Origin of the sequence: Rhodococcus wratislaviensis (genome assembly GCF_900455735.1) — a bacterium.
Lineage (GTDB): Bacteria > Actinomycetota > Actinomycetes > Mycobacteriales > Mycobacteriaceae > Rhodococcus_F > Rhodococcus_F wratislaviensis.
In genome coordinates this window covers 714426-731627 of record NZ_UAUI01000011.1, presented here as the reverse complement: position 1 = coordinate 731627, position 17202 = coordinate 714426, and the positions used below count along the sequence as shown (strand labels likewise).

General features: G+C 64.5%; 16 protein-coding genes. 1 reads left to right on the top strand and 15 read right to left on the bottom strand.

The window, feature by feature from the left end; translation table 11 throughout:
• Positions 1-4: 4 nt before the first annotated feature.
• Positions 5-1024 (top strand): helix-turn-helix transcriptional regulator, encoded by a 1020-nt coding sequence (locus tag DTA22_RS37035; RefSeq protein ID WP_281272528.1) that lies wholly within the window; start codon positions 5-7, stop codon positions 1022-1024.
• A 1-nt stretch (position 1025) separates the two neighbouring features.
• Here the strand turns inward: DTA22_RS37035 and DTA22_RS17055 are convergent, their stop codons facing one another.
• The 15 genes from DTA22_RS17055 to DTA22_RS16985 all read right to left on the bottom strand — a co-directional run bounded on the left by DTA22_RS17055 (position 1026) and on the right by DTA22_RS16985 (position 16977).
• Entirely contained in the window at positions 1026-1346 is a 321-nt protein-coding gene (locus DTA22_RS17055) for a 2Fe-2S iron-sulfur cluster-binding protein (protein WP_009475486.1), read from the bottom strand.
• Positions 1347-1539: 193 nt separating this feature from the next.
• Complete coding sequence (locus tag DTA22_RS17050; protein ID WP_112300203.1) at positions 1540-3207, bottom strand: AMP-binding protein; 1668 nt, start codon at positions 3205-3207, stop codon at positions 1540-1542.
• A 202-nt stretch (positions 3208-3409) separates the two neighbouring features.
• Complete coding sequence (locus DTA22_RS17045) at positions 3410-4855, bottom strand: aldehyde dehydrogenase (protein ID WP_009475484.1); 1446 nt, start codon at positions 4853-4855, stop codon at positions 3410-3412.
• Positions 4856-4920: 65 nt separating this feature from the next.
• A complete protein-coding gene (locus DTA22_RS17040) occupies positions 4921-5958 on the bottom strand; it encodes an ABC transporter ATP-binding protein (RefSeq protein WP_112300202.1) in 1038 nt (345 codons plus the stop codon).
• A 56-nt stretch (positions 5959-6014) separates the two neighbouring features.
• Complete coding sequence (locus tag DTA22_RS17035) at positions 6015-6545, bottom strand: hypothetical protein (RefSeq protein ID WP_009475482.1); 531 nt, start codon at positions 6543-6545, stop codon at positions 6015-6017.
• Entirely contained in the window at positions 6542-7123 is a 582-nt protein-coding gene (locus DTA22_RS17030; RefSeq protein WP_112300201.1) for a hypothetical protein, read from the bottom strand. The genes DTA22_RS17035 and DTA22_RS17030 overlap by 4 nt, the downstream gene beginning before the upstream one ends.
• The gene (locus tag DTA22_RS17025) at positions 7099-8583 is read right to left on the bottom strand and encodes an MCE family protein (RefSeq protein ID WP_112300200.1); all 1485 of its coding nucleotides are present in this window, start codon (positions 8581-8583) and stop codon (positions 7099-7101) included. Before DTA22_RS17025 ends, DTA22_RS17030 begins: the two co-directional genes overlap by 25 nt.
• A complete protein-coding gene (locus DTA22_RS17020) occupies positions 8583-9722 on the bottom strand; it encodes an MCE family protein (RefSeq protein WP_112300199.1) in 1140 nt (379 codons plus the stop codon). The genes DTA22_RS17025 and DTA22_RS17020 overlap by 1 nt, the downstream gene beginning before the upstream one ends.
• Positions 9719-10933 (bottom strand): MCE family protein, encoded by a 1215-nt coding sequence (locus DTA22_RS17015; RefSeq protein WP_112300198.1) that lies wholly within the window; start codon positions 10931-10933, stop codon positions 9719-9721. The genes DTA22_RS17020 and DTA22_RS17015 overlap by 4 nt, the downstream gene beginning before the upstream one ends.
• Entirely contained in the window at positions 10933-11934 is a 1002-nt protein-coding gene (locus tag DTA22_RS17010; RefSeq protein WP_037231341.1) for an MCE family protein, read from the bottom strand. Before DTA22_RS17010 ends, DTA22_RS17015 begins: the two co-directional genes overlap by 1 nt.
• Entirely contained in the window at positions 11934-12941 is a 1008-nt protein-coding gene (locus tag DTA22_RS17005) for an MCE family protein (RefSeq protein WP_112300197.1), read from the bottom strand. Before DTA22_RS17005 ends, DTA22_RS17010 begins: the two co-directional genes overlap by 1 nt.
• Positions 12941-14104 (bottom strand): MCE family protein, encoded by a 1164-nt coding sequence (locus tag DTA22_RS17000; protein WP_112300196.1) that lies wholly within the window; start codon positions 14102-14104, stop codon positions 12941-12943. The genes DTA22_RS17005 and DTA22_RS17000 overlap by 1 nt, the downstream gene beginning before the upstream one ends.
• A gap of 1 nt (position 14105) precedes the next feature.
• Positions 14106-14882 (bottom strand): MlaE family ABC transporter permease, encoded by a 777-nt coding sequence (locus DTA22_RS16995; RefSeq protein WP_037231384.1) that lies wholly within the window; start codon positions 14880-14882, stop codon positions 14106-14108.
• Between the two features lie 141 nt (positions 14883-15023).
• Complete coding sequence (locus DTA22_RS16990; RefSeq protein WP_112300194.1) at positions 15024-15818, bottom strand: MlaE family ABC transporter permease; 795 nt, start codon at positions 15816-15818, stop codon at positions 15024-15026.
• 55 nt (positions 15819-15873) lie between these two features.
• Positions 15874-16977 carry an NAD(P)-dependent alcohol dehydrogenase gene (locus DTA22_RS16985; RefSeq protein ID WP_112300193.1) on the bottom strand — a complete coding sequence of 368 codons (1104 nt, stop codon included), beginning with the start codon at positions 16975-16977 and terminating at the stop codon, positions 15874-15876.
• Between the last annotated feature and the right edge of the window lie 225 nt (positions 16978-17202).

The following is a 17202-nucleotide window of genomic DNA, read 5'->3' as shown; positions in this document are numbered from 1 at the left end:
CGCCATGCTGGACGAGGCGACCGAAGCAGGACTCCGTGGACTGTCGTCGATCCCAGCGGACAAGAAGGTGTCCTTCGGGCGGCTCCTCGTCGAGATCCGAGAGGTCCGCCTCCGTCTGCACGCAACGCCGTCCTCGTCTGGTGTTGTCGGTGCCGCCGACTTCGCAGGCGCCGTTCGACGTCTTCGCGGTGCCGAAACGGTGGCCGGGTTGTCCAGGAGTGTGTGCTCCGAGGCCGCCGCGATGACCGGCCTCGGCCGGGTGCTGCTGTCCGAGGTTCACGATAACGCGTGGACCATCGTGGAGACGCAGTTCGAGAAGGGCTCTGCGCCGGACGTGACTGCACTGGCGTCGACAGCGATAGCGCCGGGGTCGCCGGAGGAAGAGGCAGTCCAGAAACGCGCTGCAGTCCTCGTACTGCCGAATCCGCAGCTTTCGACGGGGAACTCCACGGCCGTCCCAGGTGTCCCGTTATTTGGTGCCGGCGGGTACGTCCTGGCCCCGATTGCGGTCTCCACGGGGGTAATCGGCCTGATTCACGCGTGTCGCGCCGACGAGCGAAAGCCGAGCGTCGCCGAGCGAGACCTTCTCGATGCTTTCGCGGGTAGCTTCGGGACGCTCTTCGAACGGGCCCTCGTCTCCGAACGGCTCAGCGAGCAGAAACGGTTGATCCTCGAACGCCTGCAAGAGGAAAGTCGTGAGGCGGAGGGACTGTCGAACGCCGAAGTCGCTTTCGGAAAGCCGAGTGGCGCCGGTGCGGCGGCGTGGTCGCCGGTGCCACTGCCTTCCGATTGCCGCGCACCGGGCCTCGAGGAACTCACCAGGCGCGAGCGCGAAGTCTTCCAGCTCTTGGCGGCGGGAAAATCCAACACGGAAATTGCGGATGAACTCGTGATCAGCGTGTTCACCGTGAAATCGCATGTCAAGAAGATCCTGCGGAAGCTGGGGGCGATGAACCGGTCGGAGGCGATCTACCGGTACCTCGAGATGACCGACTCCGACGCCTCGTCCCGCCGCACCACCTGAGTCAGCCGTTGGTGTCCGGTACGACGACTCGGACACCGTCACACTGCCCGTTGACGATCAACTGGCACGACAGGCGTGAATGTGACTGCACCCCTTCGAGGTATTCGAGCAGATCGCGCTCCTCGTCGGTGGCCTCGTCGAACAGGCCCGTGGAGTCTTCATCGAGAATGACGTGACACGTTGCGCACGAGCAACTTCCCCCGCATTCGGCGATGATCCCCGGAAGGTTGTTGCGGACCGAGCCGTCCATGATGCTGTGGCCGGTCGGGACGTCGATCGTCGACTCACTTCCGTCGGGCAGCACGTAGGTGATCTTGCTCATTTCGATTCCTTTCGAGGTCTCTCGTGTGATCCAAGTCTCTCCTGCGCCGCCCGGTGACACGTCACCTCGACGAGAGATCTTCCTACGCCCTTGGGGTGAGATTGCTTCGTCGGGAATCGGGGTAACGAAACGGGGCTGGCGCAACCTCGTTGCGACAGCCCCTGCTCGTGGTATCCGGCAGTGCCGGAAAGTGTTACGCGTTGCCGGTCAGTTCGGCCGCCTGCTTGCGAAGCAAGAACTTCTGAATCTTTCCGGTGGCGGTGGTGGGAAGCTGATCGACGACGACCACCTTCTCTGGAATCTTCTGCATCATGGCCTTCCGCTCGTTTCGGAGGAAATCGGCCAGCTCGTCCAAGGTCGGCGCCGGACCGTTCACCTCGATGAAGGCGCACACCTTTTCTCCGAGGCGGGGATCCGGCATGGACACCGCGGCCGCGCCCGTGATGCGCGGATGTGCCAGCAGGTGTTCTTCCACCTCACGCGCGGAGATATTCATACCGCCGCGGATGATCAGGTCCTTGATCCGTCCGGTGACCCGCAGATAGCCCTCTGCGTCGACGCGCCCCAGATCACCCGAGGCGAGGAAGCCTCGACTGTCGACCGATGCCGCCGTCCGTTCGGAGTCGCGCCAGTAGCCGAGGAAGATCCCCGGACCCCCATAGAACATCTGGCCTTCCTCGCCGGCGGGTACGACGGCACCCTCCTCGTCGCGGATCTCGAGATAGACCCCGTCGAAGGCCCGTCCGTCGGAGGAAAGCACCTTCTCGATGGGGTCGTCCGCGCGTACAGCGGTCACCAGAAGTCCCTCACTGCTGCCGTACACGGGGAGGAGGAGACATGCGGGGAGTGCCTTCTTCCACGCCCTCAGGAGTGCTTCTGGGATCGGTGCGCCTGCACTGACCCACATCCGCATCGAGCTGACATCGTGGTCGGCGCCCGACTCGATGGCCCCGAGCGCCATTTGAAGGAACGGTGTCGCCGCCATGCTGATCGTCGTCTTGAACTGCGCGATGCGGCGTAGGCCCTCGCCCGGTTCCCACACGTCGAGAAGATGAATGCCGCTTCCGAGGATCAGGGGTGCCGCAACACCCACGGCAAGTCCGGTCGCATGCGTGACGGGGGAGGGCATGAACATCACGTCAGCGGGGTTCAGGCCCATCACGTCTCCACCCAATCCGTGGACGGTGAACGAGAGCGTGTTGAAAGTGTGCTGGCAGCCCTTCGGCCGCGACTCGGTTCCCGAGGTGTAGATGATGGCGTGGGCCGCATCGGCGGACGGCGGCGGCCCGAGTTCGTCGTCACCGGGGACGTGGTCGCCGGCGGTGAGTGAATCGAACGCGATCTCATCTGCCCTCGCAGCTCCGCGTACGACGACGACATGCTCGAGTCCGGGAACCTCGGGCCGGACCTCGGCCAGCATGTCGGTGTACCGGAATTTCCGGAATTCTTCTGTGACGAAAGAGATCTTGGCGCCGGAGTGTTCGAGTACGTACCGGACCTCGTCGTGCCGGTACACCGGCATCGTCGGAACGAGTACCGCGCCGATCCTGGCGAGCGCCACGTAGATGACGACGAATTCGTTCCAGTTCGGCAACTGGACCTGGACGCGGTCGCCGCTGTCGACGCCGAGCTTCTTCAGCGATGCCGCGAGGCGGTAGGCCTGCGCCCGCAGCTCGCCTCGGGTGAGTGATCCGTAGCCGTCGGTGACGGCCACGAAGTCCGGGTCGATTATCGCCCAGCGATCCACGTGCTCGGCCAGGCTCTCGTCGCGCCAATAGCCGTTCGATCGGAACGCCTCGAGGGTGCTCGCACTGTAGCGGTCCTCGGGGAGAATGGCTCCCGCGTGTTCCATGACATCCATGCGCGGATCCTTGCTTTCAGGTGCCTCTCCTCGACAGGAGACAGGCCGGAGTGATTGGTCTAACCATAATGTCGACCGGGGTGGGAAAAAAGGTATGAAACGGACGTCTTCTCCTCCTCCGGGATGAGGGAAATACCCCGTCGGGATGAGTGCTCCGTGGAGGGTGCGGGTACGGCGCGTGTGCCGCACCCGCACCCGGGTGTCACAGGTAGATCGACTTCTGCACGAGGTAGGCGGAGAGTGCTTCCGGGCCCAATTCACGGCCGAGGCCGCTGGCTTTGACACCACCGAAGGGTGCCGTGGGATCGGGAAGGTAGCCGTTGATCCCGATCGTTCCCGTCTGGACGCGCCGGGCGACGGCGACCCCGTGGTCGTGATCGGCCGTGAAGACGGTGCCACCGAGCCCGAAGTCGCTGTCGTTCGCGATGCGGACCGCCTCCTCGTCGTCGCGGTACGAGATGATCGAGAGCACCGGGCCGAAGATCTCCTCCTGGGCGATGGTGTAGTTGTTGTCCACGTCAGCGAAGATGGTCGGCTCGACGAACCATCCCTTTTCGAGGCCCTCGGGGCGTCCGCCGCCGACTGTGATGCGGGCGCCGTCGCCCTTGCCCTTCGCGATGTAGGACTCCACGCGGTCGCGTTGCCGGGCGCTCGCCATGGGGCCGATCATCGTGGCGGGGTCGAGGGAACTTCCCACGGTCAGCGACCCGGCCAGAGCGCTGAACGTGTCGACCACTTCCTGGTAACGCGACTGCGGTGCGAGCACGCGGGTGCCGAGGTAGCAGACCTGCCCGTTGTTCAACATGGTCGCGCCGAACAACTGCTCCCCGACGGTGGCGAGATCCAGGTTCGCGTCGTCGAGGATGATGGCCGCCGACTTGCCACCCAGTTCCAGTGTGACCGGCCGGAGCAGGCGACCGCAGGCCTCGGCGATGTTGCGGCCGGCAGCAGACGACCCGGTGAACGCCACCTTGTCGATGCCGGGGTGCGAGACCAGGTACGCGCCCAGTTCGCGGCCGCCGGGAACGATGTTGATCACGCCGGCCGGAAGGTCCGCCTCTTCGATCGCCTCGGCGAGGACGTAGCTGTCGAGCACTGTTTCGGGGGACGGCTTGATGACGATCGTGCACCCGGCAGCGAGGGCCGGCGCATACTTGAATGCGGCGAGCGCCTGCGGGAAGTTCCACGGAACGATAGCGCCGACCACACCGATCGGGGCCTTGGTCACGAGGGTCGACCCGCCCAGCAGGCCCGGACGCGTTTCCTCGAATCCGTCGTTCTCGATCAGGCCCGCGTAATAGCGGAGCAGGATCTGAGGGAAGACCGCTTCCAGCTTCTCCGCGACGGCGACGGGCATGCCGTTCTGCGAGCTCACAGCCTGGACCATCTGGGGTGCGCGCTTGTCGAGCGCATCAGCGAGGCGCTTCAGTGCCGCCGCTCGCCGCGACGGCTCCCACTGCGACCAGCCGGTGGGATCGTCGAAGGCCTGGCGCGCCGCATCGACAGCGGCGTCCATATCGGCCTCGGCGCCGTCGGGGGCGTGACCGACGACCTGCTCGTCGTTGGGTGACACGACCGTGATCACGTCACTGGAAGTGGGCGCGTGCCACTCGCCTCCTATGAAGAATGCGTTGTTGTTCGTCGTCATGACGGGTTCCTCTCGTTGATCTGAGTTGTGTTGCTCTTCTTGCCGAGTCGTTCGCTGACGATGGATTACACGGATTCGAGGGGTTCCTCGTACAGCGGGAATTCCTCGGTGTCGTACGTCCCGAAGCCCTCCTCGAAGCTTTCCTGGATGGCGATCTGGGCGCTGTCGGGCAGGGTGTGCATGATCTCGCGGACGCGTTCCTGGCGGCGGGCGACCGCCTGCCGGAACGGCATTCCGGGCGTCGCCTTCATCTGTGGGACGATGCCCTCGACGTCGTCGACCCCGCCGGCGTGGTGGCCGGCGTCGACCATGGCCTGTTCGGCCGCCATGGTGGCCTCGTCCTTCTCCTCGGACATGCCGATCGGGCCGATCATGGTGCCGCCCAGGAACTGCTTGACCACCGGTTCGTCCGAGGTGAGCAGAACCTCTCGCGGGCCGAACATCACCAGTTTCCGGCGGAAGAGCATACCGATGTTGTCGGGAACCGTGCGGGCGAGATTGATGTTGTGCGAGACGATCAGGATCGTCGCGTCGATCTCGGCATTGATGTCGATCAGTGTCTGGGAGATGTAGGTGGTGCGGACAGGATCGAGACCGGAGTCGGGCTCGTCGACGAGGATGATCTGCGGGTCGAGGACCAGGGCGCGGGCGAGGCCGGCCCGTTTGCGCATACCACCCGAGATCTCCCCGGGCAGTTTGTCCTCCGCCCCGAGCAGACCGACGAGTTCCATCTTCTCCATCACGATCTTGCGCACGTCGGATTCGGACTTCTTCGTGTGCTCCCGCAACGGGAATGCCACGTTGTCGAACAGGTTCATCGACCCGAACAACGCACCGTCCTGGAACAGCACCCCGAACAACTTCCGGATCTCGTACAACTCCTTCGACGAGCACTCGAGAATGTTGGTGCCGTCGATCACGATCGACCCCTGCTCCGGACGGAGCAGACCGATCAGAGATTTCAGGAACACCGACTTACCCGTACCGGACGGCCCGAGCAACGCACTGACCTCACCGGCCGGAAGGGTCAGCGTGACGTCCTGCCAGATCTTCTGCGAGCCGAACGACTTGGTCAGACCTTCGACCGATACCTCGACACCCACGACTACCTCCTACTATTGCGAAAACATCGACTGATCCCCATGTTTCGGGGAACTGGTCAGACGGGGATCATTTCCGTCATGACCCACGTACCCTCCTGTTCGGTCATGCCGACGCGGACGCGGCTTCCGTCCAATTTCGGGGCGGCACTGTCGGTGCTGGTGGTCGACTGGTTGACGAAGAACAGCAGCGTCACTGCGTGTTCCGACGCGGAGACGACGGAGGATTCGACGACGGTCGCCGAGGTCACGACCTGGCGTTGTTTCGCCGACGGGATGATGACCTCCTTGCCGACGCTGTCGAACTGGCCGCGCAGGTCTCCGCCGAGACTGGGAAGGATGTCGGCGAAGTGGGCGTCGATGGTGTTGAAGTCGTAGGAGAGTACGTCGGCGACCAGTTGGGTGGCGCGGTCGCGCGCCTGCCCCTCCGCGGTGTCGATCTGGCGGCGATCGTGTACCTGGAGAGCGATGGCGACGGTCGCCGCGACGAGCCCACCGGCGAGGAGCACGGCGAGGTATCGGGTGGCCCGCCGCCGCGCGAAGGACCAGGATGCGACTGCTTCGGGTATCCGGGCGAGTGTGTTTCTCATGCTACGAACTCCACATCTGAGACGAGCCAGTTGCCGTCCACCGAATCGAGAGAGACCTTCATGCGATAGACGCGGATCTCGCCGTTGGGCGCCTCGGTGTTCTTCACTGTGGACGTCACGGCGGCGAGGACGACGGCATGCTCGTCGTCGGACGTGACCAGGCCGGCTTCCTTGACTTCGCCGGTCGACTCCACCTGGCCCTGGTTCAGCACGTCACCGAAGCTGCCGGACGCACTGGTGAACTGCTCCCGGAACGGCCCGGTGGTGCCGTCGGCGACGCGCTGAATGTCCTCGTCCACACTCTGATGCCTCAGCGTGACCAGATTGACGACCACTTGGCGGGCCGTCTCCAGTATCTGCTCGTCTCGTGACTGTGCTGCTTGCTCCGCTCGCAGGTTCGTCCACGAGACGCCGCCGACGACAAGGGCGGCGAGGGCGACGAGTGCGATTGCCGCCATCGTCGCGATGAACCCTCGGGTACTTTGACGCACCTCGGAGTCGGCTGTCGCGGCCGTGGCATCTTTTCCGGTGTGATCGAGGTCCGGTTCGACCTCTACCGGAGCAGTAGGGCCTGCCATGTCAATTCCTCCTCTAGCTTTGGTGCAGAAACGCTGGCGATCGAATACAGATCGCCGTTCGGTGCCCGGAAGTTCCCGGTGATCGGGTCATACGGGACGCTGGTGGTGCCGTCGGGAACAATCGCCTGCGGGGGCGTCCACGAAGCCGGTGCGACGGTCAGGGGTTCGGGAACTTCGGGAGCCGGCCGGTTCGCGATCGGTCCCGTGTCCGGTGCTCCGGTGTCGGTCGACGGGGGAGAATACGGTTGTCCGGGCCGTGCCAGAATTTCCGGCCAGGTGGACGGCAGGCCGCCGGGGCAGTTCGCGATCTCGGCGGTGCGCACCGCGGGATTCGTGGCGCACGGGATATTCCGTGCGCCACGTGCGACCCGCGGATCTGCCTGCGGGAGCTTGCAGTAGGAATTTTCCGGCGCCGGAGCCGAGCTGACGTCGCTGGGGTCGCGGCGCTGGGTTTCCTGGTAACCCTCGGTGCAGGGGAGCGGGTTCGCGGAGTTGCCGAGTTTGACGTCCAGGGCGCCCTGACCGTACACCCGGTCGTCAGTTTGGACTCCGCGGTGCATGTAGTTGATCGACGCGGACACCGCCGGATAGATCACCAGGATCTGCTGTATCCCGGGGATGTTGACCCGTGCCACCTCACCCACGGTCTGGAGATTCGCCAGCAGCAGCGGAACGGTGGGGCGGACGTCGTCGAGGGTGCCGCTGACCGTGTCGAAGAACTGGGAACCGTTGTCGAGGACACCGTGAACCTGCGCGTCGCTCATCACCAACTGCTCGGAGAACGAGGACAGATCACGGGAGAAGCTCGCGATGTCGGCGCGGGAGTCGGCACCGGCCTCGAGGACGGGTTCGGCGTCATCGAGCAGTGTTCTGGTGGAACCGATCTTGGCCTGCGCGAGTTCGATCAGCGGGCGCGAGGAGTCGATGAGCCGCGACAGGGCCGGTCCCGCCCCGTTGAAGGCGGTGTAGGCCTCGTCGACCGTGACCCGGAGATCATCCTTGGGCAGCTCCGACAGGAGCACGTTCACCTTGTCGACGACCTCGGAGGCGGGCACCGGGATCTCGGTGTTCTGCTCGGTGATCACGTCGCCGTCCTCGAGGAAGGGGCCCTCCGAGGACGCAGGAACGATGTCCAGATACTGCTCGCCGATGGCCGAGACGCTGCGGACGAATGCCTGGCTGTTCGCCGGAACAGCGAAGTCCGAATCGAGCTGCAGTTCCGCGGACGCCCGATCAGGGCGGACGTCGATCGACTTCACGACGCCGACGTCGACGCCGCGATACGTCACCAGGGAGTTCACATAGAGTCCTCCGGCGCGGTCGAACTCCGCCGTGATCGTGTACATGCCGATCCCGGTGACCCTCTTCAGCCCGAGATAGTTGACCGCAGCGTTGCCGACCGCGAGAACTGCCACCACGCTGAAGACGATGAGCTGGAAGCGAACGAGTTTCGATCTCATCAGCGCGGTGCTCCGTTCTTCGGTGCGGACGTTGCGGGTCCGCCGGATGTCGTTGCACCGCTGGGTGCCAGCAGCGGATTCACCGCTTGGCGAGCCGGGTTCAGTCCCGCCAGCTCGTCGAGAGGGATGCTGCCGAGAACCTTGCCGCCTACCGTCTCGGCGCTGACGTCGAGCGTGAGGAAGAGATTCATGTAGTCACCCTTGATGGCGCGCTGAGTGGTGGTCACCGGGAACGGGACCGTCGCCGCGATCTTGAGTGCTTCCGGAAGGTGATCGCCGGCCGCGGCGAGCTGCGAGAGCACCGGCTGCAGCGACCGCAGATTCGCGTCGAGATCCTCGCGGCTGCTCTCGAGCACCTTCGTGGCGACCTCGCCGAACCGTCCCACGTCGTTCAGCATGGTCGTGAGTTGCTTCTGCTGCTCGTCCAGGATCTGCATCGCCGGCTGGATCGAGGTGATGCCTCGGTCGATCGTCTGATTCTGGCTGGCGAGTTCCGCGCCCAGGCGGTCGAGCCCGTCGATCGCGCGGACGATGTCGTCGCGCTGCTGGTCGACTCCGCCGACGAACTCTTCGAGGTTGCCGAAGAGGCTGCGCAACGATTCCTCGCGGCCACCCAGAACACGATTGAGTTCGGAGGTCACGGTGCGGATCTGTTGCAAACCACTGCCGTTGAGTACGAGGGCCAGCGCAGAGAGCACCTCCTCGGTGGACGGGTACTGACTGGTGCGGTCGAGGGGGATCACGTCGCCGTCGGCGAGTGCGCCGACCGCGTCGACACCGGGCGGCACCGTCAGCTCGAGGTACTGGGAGCCGAGCACGCTGGTTTGCGCGAGCTTGGCGCTGACGTTCGCCGGGATCTCGGCCTCGGGATCGATTTCGAGTGTCAGTTTGGCGCCCCAGTTGTCACCCGTGATGTGGCTGATGTTCCCCACGATGACGTTGTTGGCCTTCACCGGCGAGTTTCCCACCAGATTTTGGATGTCCGCCAGTTCGACCGTCACCTCGTGTGCGTCACCTCCGACCACGTTGCCGGGCAGTCCGATCGAATTGATTCCGTCGAATCGGCACCCGGCCGCCGCGGCCACGACGCCGACGAGCATGGTCGCGGTGAGCGCCGACCTCCGAATTGAGTTCGTCATCGTGGTCCCTCCGGAAGAATGAGGTTCTGGAGACTCGTGGTGATGGAGGAAACGGGATCACTCGGGCCGGGGGATCCCGGAACGCCCGCCGGCGGAGTCGGATTGGCGACCGGTGCCGACGTTGCCTGTTGCACGGCCGCATTGGCCAGGGGTGCGGCGAAAGCTCGTGCAGCAGTCGCGCATTCATTCGCAGGTGCGTCGACCGTGGTCAAGAGCGCGCAGATGAGCGAGCGCGGGTCCGGCATCTCGGGCACGGCGAGGGCACCCGTGAGTGAGTTGGCGTCGGGATCGTAGATGTTGTAGAAGTCCGACAGCGCCGTCGGTCCGGCGTGCAGGATCGACATCAGGGTGTCCTGCCGGTCGACGAGCAACCGGGTGATGGTTTCGAGCTGCCCGGTATTCTCGACCAGTGCCCCACGGTTGTCTTCGACGAACTTCGTGACTTCCTGGAACGTGGTCAGCATGCTGCTGAGCAGTGCGTCGAGTTCGGTCCGGTTCGCGTTGAGCAGTCCCGACACGTTGGCCAGTTCACCGCTGAACGCCCGGATCTGCTGGTCGCTCGCGGCGAGGGCGGTGGTGAACTTCTGCAGGTTCTCGACGGTGCCGAACAGATCCTCGCCGCTCGCGTTCAGTGTGGTGGCGGCGTCCGAGAGGTGGGTGAGGGAATCGTGCAGCGCGCTGCCCGTTCCGTCCAGCGTGTGGGCGGTGCTGCTCACGAAGCGATTGAGGGAACCGTCCGGGTGCTCCGGGGTGCGGCCCGCATCCTCGCTGAGCTTGACCACCTGCTTCTTGATCTCGTCGAACTCGACCGGCACGGCGGTCCGGTCGAGGGGGATCTCGTCACCGTCCGACAGGGTCGGTCCACCCGAGTACGCCGGTGCGAGCTGAATGTAGCGGCCGGTCACCAGGGTCGGGGCGACGACCGCAGCCTTCGCGTCGGCGGGGACGTCGTACTCGTTGTCGTAGTCGAACTCCACCCGGACGCGTTCGCCGTCCGGTTCGATCGTCGTGATGCGGCCGACCTCGACGCCGAGAATCATCACCCGGTCTCCGACGTACATGCCGGTGGTGTTCCGGAAGTAGGCCGTGACGTGGTTGACGGAGTGGTTTTCGATCCAGGCGGCCGTCAGCAACCCGACGAGGGCCACGGCGATCATCACGGCGAACAGCCTTGCCGGCAGTTCCCGTGCCATTTCGCGTACCGATGCCATCAGCGCGGCCCCCCGAAACTTCCCGGAAGCTGCCCGGACAGATTGGCCGGGACGATGTTGTGCAGCAGCACCCCGAAGAACGGTCCGCTGCCCACCGCCTCACCGACCTGCCTCGCGAACCGTTCGAGGCCGGTGAGCGATGCGTTGATGTTGTCGTAATTGCTGTTCAATGTGGCCACCAGAGTCTTCATCTGATCGAGAGTGGGTCCGAGTGTTGCCGCGTTGTCGCGGGACAGCCCGGTGAGCGCGTCGGCCACCTGACGGGACTGCACGAGGACGCGATGGATGGTGTCCGCCCGGTTGTTCAGCGCGGCGAAGAGCGACTGGCCTTGGCCGAACAGCGCGGAAACCTGGCCGTCCCGATCCGCGAGGATCTTGGACACGTCGGCCGCACCCGCGAGCAACCGACGCAGTTCCTCGTCCCGGCTCGATACCGTCGCGGACAGGCGGGACAGGCCGTCGAGAGAGGACCGCAGGTCCGGCGGAAGCTCGTCTTCGACCGAAGAGACCTGCTCGAGTGCGCCGGACAGGTTGACGGTGTCGGTCTCGGACACCTTGTCGGTGACTTCCTCGAGCGCCCGCGTGATGTCGTATCCCGAGCTGGTCTGTGCCAGGGGGATGGTCGCGTTGTCGGCGAGTTCGCCGTGACGCCCGGGAGTGATCTCCACGTACCGCCGACCGAGAGCAGTTTCAACCTTGATCGCTGCCGTGGTGTCGTCACCGAGCCCGACCGCGCCACTGTCGACGTCGAACTCGACGTCGACCTTTCCGTCGCTGATCGAAAGCTTCTTCACCTCACCGACTTTCACTCCGGCAATTTGTGTCGTGTCACCGACGGCGAGGCCGCTGGCATCAGCGAACTCGGCATGGTAGGTGGTGGCCCCGCTGATACCGGGGATGGACTTGAAATTGAGCGCAAGGAACAGGACCCCGATCAGGACCGCTGTTCCGATCAGGCCCATGCGGAACGCATCCCGCTCGAGGAAGGATTTCTGAGCCATTACTGGCACCTTTCTGCGGGAGCCTTGAACATCGGTGTGACTCCGCCGGGACCGGGCCCGGACGCGTACTTGATCGCGAGACCACAGACGAAGAAGTTCACGAAACTGCCGTAGCCCGCGACGCGGCTGATGAGGCGGTAGTTCTCGGGCAATGTGGAGAGCACCATGTTCAGGGTGTCGGTGTTGGCGTTGAGGTTGCCCGCGAGATCACCCAATGCGACGACGTCCTGCGCGATCGCCGGCCGGTTCTGGTCGAGCACACTCGAGAGACTGTCGGTGACGTGGTCGATGTTCACCAGGGAGTTGGTGATCAGATCACGGTCACCGTCGAGGCCCGCGACCAGCCGCTGAAGCTGATCGATGAGCGTCGAAAACTGGTCACCGCGATCGTTCACGGTCCCGACGACGGTGTTGAAGTTGCTCACCACTTGACCGATCGCCTGATCCCGGTCCGCCAGCGTGTTGCTCAAGGACCCGATCTGACTCACCAGACGCCCGATGCTCGCCTCCTGGCCGTTGAGTACCTCGATCAGGGAGGCGGACAGTTGATTGGTCTGATCCGGGTCGAGCCCCTGCAGGAGGGGCCGGAACCCGTTGACCACCTGGTCGAGGTCGAGTGCCGGGGTGGTCTGCTGGAGTGGAATCGGGCCGTCGAGCGCACCGATGGCACCCGGTCCGTTCGACAACTCCACGTAACGGTCACCGATCAGGTTCTTGTACTTGATCCGTGCCGTGGTCCCCTCCGTCAGAGGGCGCTCGGTGGACAGGGAGAACGACACCACCGCGGTGCCGTCCGCTGCCAACTCCACCCCTTTCACCTTGCCCATCGGCACACCGCCGACCTTGACGTCCTCGCCGTTGCCCAGTCCGGACGCGTTGGCGAAGACGGCCTGATACGTGTTGGTGCTGCCGAAGCGCATGTTGCCCACCACCGTCGCCACACCGAATCCGGTCAACGAGGTGACCAGGACGAAGATCAGCAACTTGATTCCGGGTGCCTTGGTCATCAGCGCCCACCTCCGAACATGAACTGCGCGAACGGATTGCCGATCAGGTCTTCGACACCACGCGCGGGCTGATATGCCTTGCTGCCGTCGTCGAAATCGGTGTGCCCGGGTGCCTGCGCGAGGTCGTAACACCGCGGTGCGCCGTCCGCACCGTTCTTCGGCGCGTTCTCCGGGTACGTGTACGGCGGATCGCCCATCAACAGGGTGCCGAGGATGTTCAGCCCGGCCTGATCACTACCACCGACGGTGCGTTCGAGATACTTGTTGGTCTGGTCCATGCTGGCGAGGAAACACGGATAGATCGGCGCATTCTGCGCGAGCAGTGCCGTAGTCGGTTCCAGCGCATCCAACGACTTCTCCAACGGGTCACCGGAGGCCTCGAAGAAACTTCGTCCGCTGTTGCCGAAGCTGCTGAAACTGAGCAGGAACGCGCTGAACTGGTCCTCCTTCTCGGTCACCGTGTCACCGGTGGTGCTGACATGGTCGACGGTCCGAAGGAGGTCCGGAGCGGCGTCGGCGAGGACGTCGGAGACCTCGGCACCCTTGACCAGATCGCGCTGCAACGTGGGAAGACTGCCGTTGAACTCGGACAGGTACGTGTCGAGCTCGACCATCATGTCACCGAGTTGGTCGCCGCGGCCCTGCAGCGACGTGGACAACGCACTCAACGTCGCGTTGACCTTCTGCGGTTCCACGGTGCGCAGCACCGTCACCAGCGAGTCGAGGAGGTCGTTCACCTCGGTGGCCACGCCGGTGCCCCGGACTACCGAGCCCGCCGACACAGTGGTCGCCGAGGGATGTTCCGGCTGCACGAGTGTGACGAACTTGCGGCCGAACAACGTGGTCGGATCGATCACGGCAGTGATGTTCTCCGGTATCGCCGACGTCCGGCTCTCGTCGATGTCCATGGTGATCTGGGCCTGGTCGTCCACCAGCTGCACCTTCGAGACCCGGCCGACGACGACGTCTCTCATCTTGATATCGGATCCAGGTTCGAGCATGAGACCCGACCGCGCCGAATACAACGTCACCGGGACGGTCGAGGCGAACGATCCGCGATAGACGCCGACGGATACCGCCGTCGCGATCGCGAACAGCGTCACCAGACACACACCCAGGAGCACATACACCAGGCGGCTTCGCTCTTCGATATGGCCACCCATGTCAGCCCGCCACTTTCACGGCGCCGGCGGAGCCACCGTAGACGGCGATTCCGATGAGCAGGTCGATGACCATGATCGCGATCAAGGAGGTGCGCACGGCCCGCCCGACCGCGACGCCGACTCCCGCCGGCCCGCCCTTCGCGTTGTAACCGTGGTAGCAGTGCACACACATCACCACCACCGACATCGCGAGGACCTTCACCATCGACCACGCGACGTCGCTGGGCACGAGGAATACGTTGAAGTAGTGCTGGTACGTTCCGCTCGCCTCGCCGAGGTATTCGGTGACGAGCTGGGTGGCGACGTATCCGACGAACAACGCCACCGCATACAGCGGAATCACCGCGATGATCCCGGCCATCACCCGGGTCGTCACCAGGTAGGGGAGCGACGGAATGGACATGGTCTCCATGGCATCGATCTCCTCGCTCACGCGCATCGCGCCGAGTTGTGCGGTGAAACCCGCACCGACCGTCGCCGTCAGCGCAATACCTGCGATGACCGGAATGGCCTCCCGGGTATTGAAGAACGCCGAGATGAATCCGGACAGCGCGCCGATCCCGATGCGCCCCATCGAGGTAGCACCCTGCTGGCCCACTTCGTATCCGACGGCGGTGGTGAGCAGGGAGATGACGACGAGAGTTCCTCCGATGACCGCGAGGGCGCCGGTGCCCATGCTGACCTCGGCGAGTAGCCGGAGCGTTTCCTTCCGGTACCGCCGGAAAGTGCGTGGAATCGCGGTGACGGCATGGCTGTAGAAGTGGAGCTGTCGCCCCATCTCCTCCATGTGGCCGATCGGTGCATCGACCACGCTGAGCGCGACCGTGGCAACCCTGGGTCTCGCGCCGGTGGCCCGAGTAGCTTTCGACACAGAATTCTCCCGTTGACAGCCGTCTTCGCGGCTTGAGGTGGAGCGCTGTCAGTGCAGCGCGAGAGTCGTGATAACCGAGTTGGCGAGGAAAAGCAGCAGAAAGCTGAACACGACGGTCTGATTCACTGCGTCTCCGACGCCCTTGGGTCCGCCCTTCGCGTTGAGTCCCAAATGGCACGCGACGAGGCCTGCTAGCAGGCCGAACACCACCGCCTTCACCTCGCTGACGAGGAAGTCGGGCAGTTTGGTCAGGATCGAGATCGCCGTGACGTACTGGCCCGGCGACGCACCCTGCATGTAGACGGTCGCGATATATCCGCCCACCAGGCCGACCGCCGAAACGAGGCCGTTCAGGAACATCCCGATCAAAGTCGACGCCAGCACCCTCGGCACAACCAGGCGTTGAATCGGATCGATCCCCAGCACCTTCATCGCGTCGATCTCTTCACGAATCGTCCGTGAACCCAGGTCGGCGCAGATCGCGGTCGAGCCGGCACCTGCCACGACGAGAACCGTGACAACCGGGCCGATTTCCCGAATGATCGCGACGCCGGCGCCGGCGCCACTGAGGTCGACCGCACCGATCTCGGCCAGCAGGATGTTGATCTGATAGACGAACATCATGCAGAAGGGAATCGCCATCAGCAGCGCCGGCATGATCGACACACCGGCGATGAACCACGCCTGCTGAACGAACTCGCGAGCGTGGAAGGGGCGCTTGAACATGCATCGGAACGTCTCCATCGACGTCGCGTAGAACGCGCCGACCGCCGTCGGCGCGACCTGGACGGCCTTCCGGACAGCACTCGCCTTCGGCGGGCGTGCTTTCAGATCTACAGACATCGAACAGCCTTTCTCACTGTTTCCGGAGCATCCGACGGGCAAACAGGGTTGGTCATCACTCGTGGACGAGGACGACCTTCACCGCCTCACCTCGATGTTGCACGGCCACAGCCTCGTTGATCTGGGAGAAAGGCATCGTCGTGATCAACTTGTCGAACGGGAACTTGCCCTGACGGTGGAGATCGAGAAGGTGAGGAATGAACGTGTCGGGGTCGGCATCTCCCTCGACGATCCCGCGAATCGTGTGACCGAACAGCTGCGTCGGCATCATGCCGATCGGGAGTGTGGCGGTCGGGTCGGCGGGGACCCCGATGAGGCCGAGGGAGCCCCGGACACCCAGTGCCTGCAAGATCTGGTCCAGCACGGGAAGTAGGGCGGTCGTATCGATGGCATAGTCGGCGCCGTCGGGAACGATTGCCCGGATCTGCTCGGAGAGTGCACCGTTGGCCGGATCGACCACGTGGGTAGCGCCGAGGGAGAGCGCGAGCTCGCGCCGCGACTCGTGAGGCTCGACGACGATGATCGTGCCGACCTCGCGGACCACGGCAGCGAGCACTGCCGCCAGGCCGACCGAACCGGCTCCGACGACGACCAGTGACGACCCCGGAGCGACGTCGAGCGAGTTCAACACCGCGCCCGCGCCGGTCTGGATTCCACAGCCGAGCGGACCGACGAGTTCGAGAGGGGCGTCGTCCGCGACCTTCACGACATTGCGCTCGTGAGCGATGGCATGTGTCGCGAGGGAGGACTGGCCGAAGAAGTTGCCGCCGAGCGTGGTGTCTCCCGAGGTGAGTGCCGAACTGCCGTCCGGGCGCCCGCCCCCGAAGTTGAATGCCATGAAATTGTGGCAGTAGGCAGGCTCGCCCTTGCCACAGTGGGCGCACTGGCCACAACTGTTGAAGCTGAGGGCGACCCTGTCGCCCTCAGCAACCTTGGTGACCCCCGATCCGACTCCCACGACCGTGCCGCTGCCTTCGTGGCCGACGACGCCCGGGAGGGGGAACGGGAGATGCCCCTCTTTGACGGCCAGGTCGGTGTGGCAGAGACCGACGCCGGCGATCTCGACGAGGACTTCGTGTTCCGTGGGTTCGCTCAGAGACACGGTCTCGATGGCGAAGTCTCCCGAGACTTCGTTGATTACGGCGGCGCTGATCTGCACGATTGCTCCTAGATTCAGGTTGTTTCGGCGTTCACCCGTAGGCGGGCATCACTTCCGTACGGGTGATGTTAGGTAGGTCACAAGGGTGAAAAACAGGGGTGAAGGGCAAGTTCGCTCCAATCTCCCCCTTCACTCCCCCGGTGGGGGGAGGTGGGAAATCGGGGCCACATCGTGGGATGGCCGACCGTCGCTCCGATGAAGTACCCGAACCACCCTCTGGTGCGA

Coding starts and splice junctions, on each gene's coding strand:
- DTA22_RS37035 (WP_281272528.1), top strand. CDS start 5: ATGCTGGACGAGGCGACCGAAGCAGGACTCCGTGGACTGTCGTCGATC.
- DTA22_RS17055 (WP_009475486.1), bottom strand. CDS start 1,346: ATGAGCAAGATCACCTACGTGCTGCCCGACGGAAGTGAGTCGACGATC.
- DTA22_RS17050 (WP_112300203.1), bottom strand. CDS start 3,207: ATGGATGTCATGGAACACGCGGGAGCCATTCTCCCCGAGGACCGCTAC.
- DTA22_RS17045 (WP_009475484.1), bottom strand. CDS start 4,855: ATGACGACGAACAACAACGCATTCTTCATAGGAGGCGAGTGGCACGCG.
- DTA22_RS17035 (WP_009475482.1), bottom strand. CDS start 6,545: ATGAGAAACACACTCGCCCGGATACCCGAAGCAGTCGCATCCTGGTCC.
- DTA22_RS17030 (WP_112300201.1), bottom strand. CDS start 7,123: ATGGCAGGCCCTACTGCTCCGGTAGAGGTCGAACCGGACCTCGATCAC.
- DTA22_RS17025 (WP_112300200.1), bottom strand. CDS start 8,583: ATGAGATCGAAACTCGTTCGCTTCCAGCTCATCGTCTTCAGCGTGGTG.
- DTA22_RS17020 (WP_112300199.1), bottom strand. CDS start 9,722: ATGACGAACTCAATTCGGAGGTCGGCGCTCACCGCGACCATGCTCGTC.
- DTA22_RS17015 (WP_112300198.1), bottom strand. CDS start 10,933: ATGGCATCGGTACGCGAAATGGCACGGGAACTGCCGGCAAGGCTGTTC.
- DTA22_RS17010 (WP_037231341.1), bottom strand. CDS start 11,934: ATGGCTCAGAAATCCTTCCTCGAGCGGGATGCGTTCCGCATGGGCCTG.
- DTA22_RS17005 (WP_112300197.1), bottom strand. CDS start 12,941: ATGACCAAGGCACCCGGAATCAAGTTGCTGATCTTCGTCCTGGTCACC.
- DTA22_RS17000 (WP_112300196.1), bottom strand. CDS start 14,104: ATGGGTGGCCATATCGAAGAGCGAAGCCGCCTGGTGTATGTGCTCCTG.
- DTA22_RS16995 (WP_037231384.1), bottom strand. CDS start 14,882: ATGGGGCGACAGCTCCACTTCTACAGCCATGCCGTCACCGCGATTCCA.
- DTA22_RS16990 (WP_112300194.1), bottom strand. CDS start 15,818: ATGTCTGTAGATCTGAAAGCACGCCCGCCGAAGGCGAGTGCTGTCCGG.